12 protein-coding genes are annotated in these 11500 nt (G+C 72.4%); 3 read left to right on the top strand and 9 right to left on the bottom strand.

Translation table 11 applies throughout. From position 1 onward, the window contains the following. Nucleotides 1–78 precede the first annotated feature (78 nt). From thiC to ACZ52R_RS02755, 4 genes are all read right to left on the bottom strand, one after another. Nucleotides 79–1887: a phosphomethylpyrimidine synthase ThiC gene (gene thiC, locus ACZ52R_RS02770; RefSeq protein ID WP_465752544.1), complete on the bottom strand. Its 1809-nt coding sequence runs from the start codon at nt 1885–1887 to the stop codon at nt 79–81. A gap of 319 nt (nt 1888–2206) precedes the next feature. Then, complete coding sequence (locus ACZ52R_RS02765; RefSeq protein ID WP_360498092.1) at nt 2207–2407, bottom strand: DUF5326 family protein; 201 nt, start codon at nt 2405–2407, stop codon at nt 2207–2209. A 282-nt stretch (nt 2408–2689) separates the two neighbouring features. Then, complete coding sequence (tenA, locus tag ACZ52R_RS02760; RefSeq protein ID WP_465661618.1) at nt 2690–3358, bottom strand: thiaminase II; 669 nt, start codon at nt 3356–3358, stop codon at nt 2690–2692. 58 nt (nt 3359–3416) lie between these two features. Beyond that, nucleotides 3417–3734: a cupin domain-containing protein gene (locus ACZ52R_RS02755; RefSeq protein WP_360498096.1), complete on the bottom strand. Its 318-nt coding sequence runs from the start codon at nt 3732–3734 to the stop codon at nt 3417–3419. A 108-nt stretch (nt 3735–3842) separates the two neighbouring features. Between ACZ52R_RS02755 and ACZ52R_RS02750 the strand changes: the two genes are divergently transcribed. Beyond that, nucleotides 3843–4223 carry a phage holin family protein gene (locus ACZ52R_RS02750; RefSeq protein ID WP_465615501.1) on the top strand — a complete coding sequence of 127 codons (381 nt, stop codon included), beginning with the start codon at nt 3843–3845 and terminating at the stop codon, nt 4221–4223. 94 nt (nt 4224–4317) lie between these two features. Here the strand turns inward: ACZ52R_RS02750 and ACZ52R_RS02745 are convergent, their stop codons facing one another. Then, nucleotides 4318–4743 carry an SsgA family sporulation/cell division regulator gene (locus ACZ52R_RS02745; RefSeq protein WP_465752543.1) on the bottom strand — a complete coding sequence of 142 codons (426 nt, stop codon included), beginning with the start codon at nt 4741–4743 and terminating at the stop codon, nt 4318–4320. A gap of 175 nt (nt 4744–4918) precedes the next feature. On the opposite strand from ACZ52R_RS02745, the gene ACZ52R_RS02740 reads away from it, so the two are divergent. Continuing rightward, complete coding sequence (locus ACZ52R_RS02740) at nt 4919–5461, top strand: NUDIX domain-containing protein (protein WP_465615497.1); 543 nt, start codon at nt 4919–4921, stop codon at nt 5459–5461. Between the two features lie 12 nt (nt 5462–5473). Here the strand turns inward: ACZ52R_RS02740 and ACZ52R_RS02735 are convergent, their stop codons facing one another. From ACZ52R_RS02735 to pdhA, 4 genes are all read right to left on the bottom strand, one after another. After that, nucleotides 5474–7102, bottom strand: coding sequence for a globin domain-containing protein (locus ACZ52R_RS02735; RefSeq protein ID WP_465752542.1), 1629 nt, complete (start codon nt 7100–7102; stop codon nt 5474–5476). Between the two features lie 233 nt (nt 7103–7335). Continuing rightward, nucleotides 7336–8712 carry a dihydrolipoamide acetyltransferase family protein gene (locus tag ACZ52R_RS02730; protein ID WP_465752573.1) on the bottom strand — a complete coding sequence of 459 codons (1377 nt, stop codon included), beginning with the start codon at nt 8710–8712 and terminating at the stop codon, nt 7336–7338. Nucleotides 8713–8717: 5 nt separating this feature from the next. Continuing rightward, nucleotides 8718–9713: an alpha-ketoacid dehydrogenase subunit beta gene (locus ACZ52R_RS02725; protein WP_360498106.1), complete on the bottom strand. Its 996-nt coding sequence runs from the start codon at nt 9711–9713 to the stop codon at nt 8718–8720. Further along, a complete protein-coding gene (pdhA, locus tag ACZ52R_RS02720) occupies nt 9713–10852 on the bottom strand; it encodes a pyruvate dehydrogenase (acetyl-transferring) E1 component subunit alpha (protein ID WP_360498108.1) in 1140 nt (379 codons plus the stop codon). The genes ACZ52R_RS02725 and pdhA overlap by 1 nt, the downstream gene beginning before the upstream one ends. A gap of 148 nt (nt 10853–11000) precedes the next feature. Here pdhA and ACZ52R_RS02715 point away from each other — a divergent pair, with 148 nt between their 5' ends. Beyond that, nucleotides 11001–11471, top strand: a complete 471-nt coding sequence (locus ACZ52R_RS02715) for an Lrp/AsnC family transcriptional regulator (protein ID WP_360498110.1) — start codon at nt 11001–11003, stop codon at nt 11469–11471. Nucleotides 11472–11500 lie beyond the last annotated feature (29 nt).

Raw genomic sequence — 11500 nt, 5'->3', positions numbered from 1 at the left:
TTCGGGTGCCCGGAGGCAGCCCCGGAAACAGCGGAGCGCCGCCCCGAGGTGATCGGGGCGGCGCTCAGGTGTCCTGGGTCAGTCGGCCATCGGCAGGTAGACCTTGTTGCCGTGGGCCTTGAACTCCTCGGACATGGCCTTCATGCCCTCGACAGCCGTCTCGTCGTACTCCGGCGAGGCCTGGCCGTTGCCGAACTTCTCATTGATGGTTTTGCTGATCTTCATCGAGCAGAACTTCGGGCCGCACATGGAGCAGAAGTGGGCCGTCTTGGCGGGTTCGGCGGGGAGGGTCTCGTCGTGGAAGGCGCGGGCGGTCTCCGGGTCGAGGGCCAGGTTGAACTGGTCCTCCCAGCGGAATTCGAAGCGGGCGTCGGAGAGGGCGTCGTCCCATTCCTGGGCACCGGGGTGGCCCTTGGCCAGGTCGGCGGCGTGGGCGGCGATCTTGTAGGTGATCACGCCGGTCTTGACGTCGTCCCGGTTGGGCAGGCCCAGGTGCTCCTTGGGCGTGACGTAGCAGAGCATGGCGGTGCCCCACCAGGCGATCATCGCGGCGCCGATGCCGGAGGTGATGTGGTCGTAGCCGGGGGCGACGTCGGTGGTGAGCGGGCCGAGGGTGTAGAACGGCGCCTCGTCGCAGATCTCCTTCTGGAGATCCATGTTCTCCTTGATCTTGTGCATCGGGACGTGGCCCGGGCCCTCGATCATGACCTGGACGTCGCGCTCGCGGGCGATCCGGCCGAGCTCGCCGAGGGTCTGCAGCTCGGCGAACTGCGCCTCGTCGTTGGCGTCGGCGATGGAGCCGGGGCGCAGGCCGTCACCGAGCGAGAAGGTGACGTCGTAGGTGGCGAGGATGTCGCAGAGTTCCTCGAAGTTGGTGTAGAGGAAGTTCTCCTGGTGGTGCGCCAGGCACCAGGCGGCCATGATCGAGCCGCCGCGGGAGACGATGCCGGTCTTGCGGCGGGCGGTGAGGGGGACGTAGCGCAGCAGCACGCCGGCGTGGACGGTCATGTAGTCGACGCCCTGCTCGCACTGCTCGATGATGGTGTCCCGGTAGACCTCCCAGCTCAGCTCCTCGGCCTTGCCGTCCACCTTCTCCAGGGCCTGGTAGAGCGGCACGGTGCCGATCGGCACGGGGGAGTTGCGCAGGATCCACTCGCGGGTGGTGTGGATGTTGCGGCCGGTGGAGAGGTCCATGACGGTGTCGGCACCCCAGCGGGTGGCCCAGGTCATCTTCTCCACCTCCTCCTCGATCGAGGAGGTGACGGCGGAGTTGCCGATGTTGGCGTTGATCTTCACCAGGAAGTTGGTGCCGATGATGGCCGGCTCCACCTCCGGGTGGTTCACGTTGACCGGGATGACGGCCCGGCCGCGGGCCACCTCCGCGCGCACGAACTCGGGCGCCAGGCCCTCGCGCAGTGCCACGTATTCCATCTCGGGGGTCACCACGCCCCGCTTGGCGTAGGCGAGTTGGGTGACGGCGGCACCGCCGCGGCCACGCAGCGGGCGGCGCGGGCGGCCGGGGAAGACGGCGTCCAGGTTGCGCAGGTTTCCGCCGCGCGGCGCGGTGTGCTTGATCCCGTCGTCCTCGGGGCGCGCCTCGCGGCCGTCGTACTCCTCGACGTCGCCGCGCTGGCGGATCCAGGCGTCGCGCAGCGCGGGCAGGCCGCGTCGGACGTCGGGCTCGTACGACGCGTCGGTGTACGGGCCGGAGGTGTCGTACAGCGGGACGGCCTTGCCGTTGGTGAGCCGCACCTCGCGGTAGGGGACCCGCAGGTCGGGGCGGGATCCCTCGCGGTAGGCCTTGCGCCAGGCCGGGGTCGGGTAGCCGGTGCGCTCACTGCTGGGGGTGCTCTGGGCAGGCTGCGGCTGTGCTTCGAACGTGGTCATCTGACCTCTACTCCCTACGCCGGCATTACCCGGTCCAGGTTCCTGCGGTCGACGCAGCCGTCGGTCCGTCCGTCGACGGTCCGGTCAGCGTCCTCTCAGCCCGGTGCTCCGAGCTCCCGCGTCGCAGGCGGTGTTGCCTGCACATGACGCCCAACACCGTAGCGAGCCGATCGCCGCAGGTCCAGAGGGGGTCCACGGGTGACGCCACGGGCGGAGCGACGGGCACGCCCACCGGCGGATCCCCTCGGCTCGGGGAACGCCCGAGGCCCGGCTCCCCGTGACGGGGACCGGGCCTCAGGGCGGCGATGGAGGAGCGGGGTCAGCTCTTGGCGGCCTTCTTCACCAGGATCACCACGGCGGCCGCGATGCCGACCACCACCAGCAGCTTGATCGCGATGCTCAGCAGCGCCCCGACGACGCCGAAGACGAAGGCGACGACGTTCCAGGCCAGCACCAGGACCAGCACCGGGATGACGATGTTGCGCACCCACGAGGGCAGCGACTTCCAGAGCTCAGCCATGTCCGTTCCTCTTCTCCCCTTGGGTCGGCCGCCGTCCGGTGCCGCATCCCGCTTGCTTTCGATACTTCGATCGTACGGGGGCCCGAGTGCCGGAACGAGGCCCAACGGCCCGGAGAGAACCCCGAGATCACCCCGACCCCGACCCCCGGGGACACCCTCCGCCGACCTCCGGGGAGATCCCCTAGAAGGCCCCCGAGGTGGCCCGCGCCGCACCGGCCGGGAACCGGTCCACCGCCGGTCCGCCGCTGGTCGGCGGCCGGTCAGACGCCGGTCGGACGCCGGTCAGACCGGCCAGCGCTCGCCGCGCCAGGCGGCGTCCCAGAACATCCACTCGTAGCGCGAGGTGGTCACGAAGTGCTCGACCACCTTGCGGCGTTCGACCGGGGAGAGCTCCTCGCCGAGCCGGTCGGTGAGCGCCAGCACCCGGCGGACCACCGACTGGAACGCCTCGTCGCCGTAGGTGGCGATCCACTGGGCGTAGAGCGGGTCGGGGGAGCCCTGGGCGAGCAGCGCCTCGCCGACCCGGGCGTAGATCCAGTAGCAGGGCAGTACCGCGCCGACGGCCTCGGCGAAGGAGCCGCCGTAGACGGTGGCCAGCAGGTAACTGGTGTAGGCCCGGGTGGTGGGCAGCACCGGTTCGGCGGCGGCCTGCGCGGCGGTGCCGCCGAAGGCGGTCAGGAACTCGGCGTGCATGCCCTGCTCGGCGGCCAGCGCGCCGACCGCGTCGTCGGCGAAGGCCCGGACGTCCTCCTCGCCGGGCGCCTTGGCGGCGCAGACGGCGAGGGCGCGGGCGTAGTCGCGCAGGTAGTGCGAGTCCTGGACGACGAAGTGGCGGAAGGCCTCGCGCGGCAGGGTGCCGTCGGTGAGGCCGGCGAGGAAGGGGTGGGCCAGGATCTCGGCGTAGACCGGCTCGATGGCCGCCCAGAGTTCTTCGGTGAGGCTGCGGGTCATACGAACGACCCTAGACGGCCGGGCCGAAGCCCAGGCCCCGGTGTTCAGTCCCCGGGGTTCAGGCCTCGGGCGGCGAGAACACGACCAGGACCCGCAGTTCCTCGGTGATGTGGTGGAACCGGTGCGGGGTGCCGGCCGGGACGTACGCCACGGTGCCGCGCGCGACGGTCGCGGTCTCGGTGCCGACGGTCAGCTCGGCCCGGCCGCTGATCACCTGGTAGATCTCGTCCTGGTCGTGCGCGGTCTGCGGGTCGGTGTCGCCGGGGGAGAGCGCGTACAGCCCGGCGGACATCCGTGGTTCGCGCAGGAACCGCAGGTACGCGCCGTCGTTGGCCGCCCGTTCGGCGTCCAGTTCGTCCAGCCGGAACAGCTTCACCGGCGCCGTCCTTCCTCGTTCGTCCACCTCCGGAACCAGGGGCATTCAACACCAACCCGCCGTGGGGTGGTTCCCCCGGGAGGGTGGTGCCTGCCAGGCTTGGGCGGCATGAAGGGTTTCGTCATCAAGACACTGATCAACGCGGCGGCCATCTGGGTCGCCGCCTGGATCGTCAGCGGCATCCAACTCGCCCAGGGCAAGGCCGACTGGCAGCACAAGGCACTCACGGTGCTCGGCGTCGCCGTCGTTTTCGGCGTCGTCAACTGGCTGATCAAGCCGGTGGTCAAGCTGTTCTCGTTCCCGCTGTTCATCCTCACGCTGGGCCTGATCACCTTCGTGATCAACGCTCTGATGCTGATGCTGACCTCGTGGGCGTCAGGGCGGCTGGAGCTGGACTTCCATGTGACCAACTTCGGGGCCGCACTGGTCGGTTCGCTGATCATCAGCCTGGTGGCCTGGGGCCTGCACCTGGCCCTGGACGACGACTGACCGCCGTCGTGCGCGTACGCGCGAGGGGCCCGCACCCGGTGGACCGACCGGGTACGGGCCCCTCCGTCGTTGCGGCGACCGCACCCTCGGCCGCTCACCCCGCGTTCTCGCGCCCTCTGAGGATCTCCGCGAGCTCGGCGTCGAGCTCCCGCCCGGTGAGCTCCTGCCCCATCGGCACCAGCCGGTCGGTGCGCGCCAGGAAGGCGGTCAGCGGCGCCGACGGGGTCCGCAGCACCGCCTCGCCGTGGGGGGAGCTCAGCACGATGCGGACCTCCGAGAGCTCCTCGCCGACCGGGTGGACGTGCACGTCGCCATCGCCCGCCGGGCCGCCGATCCCGTCGAGCAGCAGCTCCCGCGCGAAGAACCAGGTGACCGGCGCGTCACCGGGCAGGTGGAAGGCGAACCGGACCGCGTACGGATCGTCGGCCCGGTACGTCACCTCCGCCGGGATGCGGACGGAGAGCTCGTGCGAGACCACGAGGTTCATCACCAGGTGACCCTGGACTGTGCTGTGCTGCATGGCGCCAGTACCTCTCGTTCTGCCCGGACGGCCGGTACGCCGGGTCCGATGGCGGCCGGACACGGTTCGACGGTTTTACGACGGTTTCGCGACGGCGTTTCGACCCATTCCCCGGGTTTCGACGCATTCCCGGCGCGGGAGACTTCCGCACAACGCTCCTGCCCCGGAGGTGGCCATGGACCCCGAGAACCGCACCCCGCCACCGCGCCCGGTCGTGAAGCGCACCGCGCGGGCGATCCTGCTGGAGCTGGACCCGGACGATCCGTACGGCCCGGCCTCGATCGTGCTGATCCGGCGGGTCCGGCCGGGCGCGCCGCACCCGTACTGGATCACCCCCGGCGGCGGGGTCGAGCGCGGCGACCGGACGGTGGTCGAGGCGCTGCACCGCGAGGTGGACGAGGAACTCGGCGGCAAGATCGTGGACGTGGTGCCCGCCTTCGTCGACACCATCAGCCACACCCACCACGACGACGGCACGCTCCTGCACCCGCACGGGGTCAAGGTGCAGCACTTCTTCGTCTGCCGGCTCGCCTCGATGGACCTCAGCCGGCGGCACGGGCCGGAGGTGACGGAGCCGAACGGCGAGTACGAGGTGGTCCGGCTGCCGTTCACCCGCGAGGGAGTCACCTCGGTCAACGTCGTCCCACCCCGGCTGCGGTCGTACCTGGCGGCCAACATCGAGGGCATCCGCGCGCTCCTCGCACCCGATCTCGGGTGATCACCCGGGTCCTCAGCCCGCCGCCAGGTCGCCGACCAGGTCGTGCCGGATCCGCTCGGCCGGCACGCCCGACCGCAGCAGCACCCCGACGCCCCGGCGCACCATCGCGGGCGGTCCGCTGAGCAGCGCGTCCCGGCCCGTCCACGGGCCGAACCGGCTCACCACCTCGGGCAGTTCACCGGTCAGCGCGCCCTCGGCCGGGCCGGTGCCGGACAGCACCGGGCGCACCGTCAGCCAGGGGTGGGCCCGGGCCAGCTCGCGCAGCCCGTCCAGCTCGTACAGCTCGGCGGCGCGGCGGGCGCCGTAGAACACCTCGACCCGGCGGCCGGACGCGCCGCGCTCGGCGACCTCCTCGACCAGTGCGCGGATCGGCGCGATGCCGGTGCCGCCGCCGAGGCAGAGCAGGTCCGCGCCGGCGGTGTGGTCGACGGTCATCGAGCCGGCCGCCGGTCCCAGCCGCAGGACGTCCCCGGGCGCGGCCCGGTGGACCAGCGCGTTGCTCACCCAGCCCGCCTGGACGGCCTTGACGTGGAAGGTCAGCAGCCCGTCCGGGCGGGGGGCGGAGGCGAAGGAGTAGTGCCGCCAGACCCGTGGCCACCAGGGCGTCTCCAGGCTGGTGTACTGCCCGGCGCGGAACGGGTACGCCTGGTCCGGGCGCACGGTGATCACCGCGACGTCCCGGGTGCGGCGCTCGTGCCGGACCACCTCGCCCTGCCACCAGGGCGGCGAGGTGCGGGCGGCCTCGTCGGCGGCCTCGATCATGATCGAGGAGATCAGCCGGTAGGCGCGGCGCCAGGCCAGCTCGGTGTCGGCGTCCCAGCGGCCGCCCGCGTACCGGGCCAGCGCCTGCACCAGGCACTCCCCCACCGGGGCGTAGTGGCCGGTCAGCGTGCCGTACCGGCGGTGGCCACGGCCGAGCCCGCCCAGCCTGGCGCGTAGGGCCACCGGGTCCTCGGCGCCGCGCGCGGCGGCCAGCAGGGCACGGAACAGCCGGTCGCGCTGGACGTCCATGGCGGCGGGGAAGAGCGAGCGGACCTCGGGGTGGTGCAGGAAGAGCAGCGCGTAGAAGTGCGCGGTGGCCCGGTCGGCGACCGGCTCGACGGCGGCGAGGCTGGCCCTGATCAGCTCGATGTCCCGGGCGGTGAGCGGCAGTTCGACGGCGGGGACTTCCACGGCGGGGACGGAGTGCTCAAGGGCGGGGACGGCGGGCGGGCGGGGCTCGGCGGACACCGGTACCGCCCCCCAGGCGTCGCTCCAACTATCGCCCGGACCAGACCAGTTGAGCCCGGGCGCATCGGCGAACAGCGGACGGAAGGCGGGCGAGGTGCCGGTGGTCGAGACCGCCTCCGGGTAGGTCGGCGCCGGGACGGCCGACGGTTCGAACGGGACGGCCGGCGGCACGGATGGCATGGCCGGGATCGCCGGGTTCAGCGGGCGGACGGCCTCCAGGTTTCCCACCGGTTCCGCCACCGGCGGCAGGTCCGGCGGGTCCAGCGGCATCGGCGGCCGTACGGTCCCCTCCGTCGACGGCGCCTCCGTCACCATCACTCCCTCGGGCGGGAGCTCCGGCAGGCCCGGGACGGAGGCGACCCCCGCCGAGCCGTGCCCGGTGCGGACCAGAAGTGTTCTGCGGGACTTCACCGCTACGTTTCGAGTACCCAAGAGAATCGTTTCGCCTCCGGCCGGCCTGCGCCACCACCTGGCTTGTCTCTGCTGACGCCTAGGCAGCGTGGCACGCCCGAACTGCTCATCCGACAAATCACGCGAAGCCCGGACACCCGGTCCGGGAACGCGCTACTCTCACTCGATCGCGGTTGCCCTGGGTGGCCCCCCGTCCACCCTGGGCAACCGCCGTCTGCTCGCGGCGGGCGCCCTCAGAGCTGCCGCAGTAGCATCCCCGGCTGCTCCACGCAGTCGGCGACGAACCGCAGGAAGCCGCCCGCCGTTCCGCCGTCGCAGACCCGGTGGTCGAAGGTGAACGACAGCTGCGTCACCTCGCGCACCGCCAACTCCCCGTTGTGGACCCAGGGCTTGGCGACGATCCGGCCGACCCCGAGCATCGCCGCCTCGGGGTGGTTGAGGATCGGGGTGGAGCCGTCCACGCCGAACACCCCGTAGTTGTTCAACGTGAAGGTACCGCCGGTCAGTTCGGCCAGCGTGGCCGAGCCACTGCGCGCCGCCTCGGTCAACCGGCCCAGCTCCTCGCCGAGTTGCTCGGTGCTGCGGGCCTGCGCGTCCCGCACCACCGGGACGACCAGGCCGCGCTCGCCCTGCGCGGCGAAGCCCAGGTGCACCGCCGAGTGCCGGACGATCCGCGAACCGTCCTCGGTCACCGAGGAGTTGAGTTCGGGGAAGCGCGCCAGCGCGACCGTGCAGATCCGCGCCAGCAGCGCCAGCACGCTCACCTTCGGTCCCGGCGTCGCGTTCAACTGCCGCCGCAGTGCCATCAGTTCGGTGGCATCGGCGTCCACCCAGCAGGTCGCGGCCGGGATCTCCCGGTGGCTGCGGCTGAGCTTCTCGGCCACCGCCTTGCGCAGCCCGCGCAGCGGGACGACACCCTCCTGGACGGCCGCCGGGAGCACCGCGGCGGGAGCCGCCGGCGCGGCCACCTTGGCGGCGACCGCCCGTTCGACGTCCGCCCGCATGATCAGCCCGTCCGGCCCGCTCCCGGTGAGCGCGGCCAGGTCGACCCCCTGCTCCCGGGCCAGCCGCCGCACCAGCGGCGAGATCACCGGCACCACGACCGGACCGGCGGGGACCGCCGCGACCACGACCGGAGCAACCGGAGCAGCCGGAGCAACGGGAGCAACGGGAGCAACCGGAGCGGCTACCGCCGAACCCACGCCGACCCGGCGCCGGCGACCGCCCTTCCCGGTCTCCGCGACGCCGTACCCGACCAGCGGCCGCTCGACCTCGGCGGAAAGCCCGGCTGAGGACCCGGCGGAGGACCCGGCAGTCGACCTGGCAGGCGACTCGACAGCAGGCACCTCCGAGTCCCCGCCCGCCGACGCCACCGCGACCGTCACCAGCGGCGCGCCCACGGCGATCTCCTCGCCCTCCTCGCCGTACCGCGCGGTGACCACCCCGCCGTACGGGCAGGGCACCTCCACCACGGCCTTGGCGGTCTCCACCTCCACCACCGGCTGGTCGACCGCGATGACCTCGCCGACCTCGACCATCCAGCGCACCACCTCGGCCCCGGTGAGTCCCTCACCGAGGTCGGGCAACCGGAACTCCCGCACGACGGGCATCATGCTCAGTCCTCCCACTGCAGCCGGGCGACCGCGTCCAGGATCCGGTCCACCCCGGGCAGGTGGTGGTGCTCCAGCATCGGCGGCGGGTACGGGATGTCGAAGCCGGTGACCCGCAGCACGGGCGCGGCCAGGTGGTGGAAGCAGCGCTCGGTGACCCGCGCGGCGATCTCCGCGCCGGTGCCGCCGAAGCCGCTCGCCTCGTGCACCACCACGGCCCGGCCGATCGAGCGCACCACCCGGCAGACCGTCTCGTCGTCGAACGGCACCAGGGTGCGCAGGTCGAGCACCGCGAGGTCCCAGCCCTCGGCCTTCGCCGTCTCGGCCGCCTCCAGGCAGACCGGCAGCGAGGGTCCGTAGGTGATCAGCACGGCGGACGTCCCGGTGCGCCGCAGCACTGCTCGGCCGACCGGTTCGACCGGCGCCGCCGGGTCGAACTCGGTCTTGCCCCAGTAGAGCCGCTTGGGCTCCAGGAAGATCACCGGGTCGTCGGAGGCGATCGAGGCGCGCAGCAGCCCGTACGCGTCGGCCACCGTCGCGGGCGTGACCACGTGCAGGCCGGGGGTGCTGGTGTAGTACGCCTCGGAGGCGTCGCTGTGGTGCTCGACCCCGCCGATGCCGCCGCCGTACGGGACGCGGACGGTGATCGGCAGCGGGAGCCGGCCCGCCGTGCGGTTGCGCATCTTGGCGACGTGCGAGAACAGCTGCTCCAGCGCCGGGTAGGCGAAGGCGTCGAACTGCATCTCGACCACCGGGCGCAGCCCGTACATCGCCATGCCGATCGCGGTGCCGAGGATGCCGGCCTCGGCCAGCGGGGTGTCCAGGCAGCGGTCCGGGCCGAACTCGGCGGTCAGGCCGTCGGTGATCCGGAAGACGCCGCCGAGCGCGCCGACGTCCTCGCCGAGGACGTGCACCGCCGGGTCCTCGCGCATGGCGTCCCGCAGCGCGGAGTTCAGCGCCTGCGCCATGGAGGCGGTACGGGAAGAGACAGCTGTGGACATCAGTGCTGCACCTCGGCCTCGGCGGCCAGCTCGGCGGACAACTGGGCGGCCTGCTCCCGCAGCTGCGGGGTCGGCTCGGCGTAGACGTGGGCGAACAGCGACATCGGGTCGAGTTCCGGGTCCGCGTGGAACTCGGCCCGCATCCGGGCCGCCAGGGCCTCCGCCTCGTCCGCCGCGTCCTGCACCAGCCGGTCGTCCAGTGCGCCGAGTTCGCGCAGCGCGCGCTCCATCAGCAGGATCGGGTCGTGCTCCCGCCAGGCGGCGACCTCGGGCTCGGTGCGGTAGCGGGTGGCGTCGTCGGCGTTGGTGTGCGCCTCGATCCGGTAGGTCAGCGCCTCGACCAGGGTCGGGCCGCCGCCGGTGCGGGCCCGCTCGACGGCCTCGGCCAGCACGGAGTGCACGGCAGGGGCGTCGTTGCCGTCCACCAGCCGGCCCGGCATGCCGTAGCCGACGGCCTTGTGGGCCAGGCTGGGCGCGGCGGACTGCGCGCTGAGCGGGACGGAGATCGCGTAGCCGTTGTTCTGCACCAGGAAGACCACCGGCGCGTTGAGCACGGCCGCGAAGTTCAGCGCCTCGTGGAAGTCGCCCTCGCTGGTGCCGCCGTCGCCGAGCATCGCCAGCGCGACGGCCGGCTCGCCACTCAGCCGGGCGGCGTGCGCCAGCCCGACGGCGTGCGGGGCCTGGGTGGCGAGCGGGGTGCAGAGCGGGGCGGTGCGGGTGGCGCGCGGGTCGTAGCCGGTGTGGGCGTTGCCGCGCAGCAGGGTCAGCGCCTCCAGCGGGTCGACGCCCCGGGAGACCACGGCGAGGGTGTCGCGGTAGCTGGGGAACAGCCAGTCGCGCTCGCCGAGCACCAGCGCGGCGGCGACCTGGCAGGCCTCCTGGCCGGTGGACGCCGGGTAGACGGCGAGACGGCCCTGCTTGGTCAGGGTGGTCGCCTGCTGGTTGTAGCGGCGGCCGACGACCAGACGTCGGTAGAGCTCGCGCAGCAGCGCCGGCTCGTACTTCTCCAGCGCGGGGGTGCCGAGCACCCGGACGGGGGAGAGGTCCGGGAGTAGGGGGGCCGGGTCGGTGCGCGGGGCGGTGGCCCCGGGCGACCAGCCGGGCACGCCTGTGTGGTGTCTGTGGTCGAGAACGGTCATCTCGGGGCACCTCCGGGGGTTGCGGGGCTCCCTACCGATTGTTCGGTCGTCTGTTCATCTTGACCAGAAGCGTGACAAGGTGGTGGACATTCGGCCTGAGTGGCGGTCGACTGGTGGCAGTACGTCCAAACGGTGAGGGTGGGGGGTCATGTCGGCTGAACAGATGTCCAGGCTCGACCGGGTCGACCGGTCGATCCTGCGGCTACTGCAGCAGGACGGTCGCGCCTCGATCCGCTCGGTGGCCGAGCGGGTGCACGTGTCCCGGGCCAATGCGTACGCCCGGATCTCCAGGATGGTCGAGGACGGCATCATTCGCGGCTTCACGGCCAGGGTGGACCACGAACGGGCCGGCCAGGCCGCGTCCGCGTACCTCACCCTGAAGATCGTCCAGAACTCCTGGCGCACGGTCCGCGAGCAGCTGCTGGAGCTGCCCGGGGTGGCACACATCGCGCTGGTCGGCGGGGACTTCGACGTCCTGCTGCTGGTGCACACCGCCGACAACCGGGCCCTGCGGGAGCTCGTGCTCAACCGCATCCAGTCCATCCCCCAGGTGCTCGGCACCCGCACCATGCTGGTCTTCGAGGAGACCGACCAGGTCCCCCCGGATCCGGCGCTCTGATTTCTGCGCCCACTCGCCTCCGGGGCGCT

The organism is Kitasatospora sp. NPDC034023 (assembly GCF_055575795.1).
This window is presented reverse-complemented; position numbering and strand designations above follow the sequence as displayed.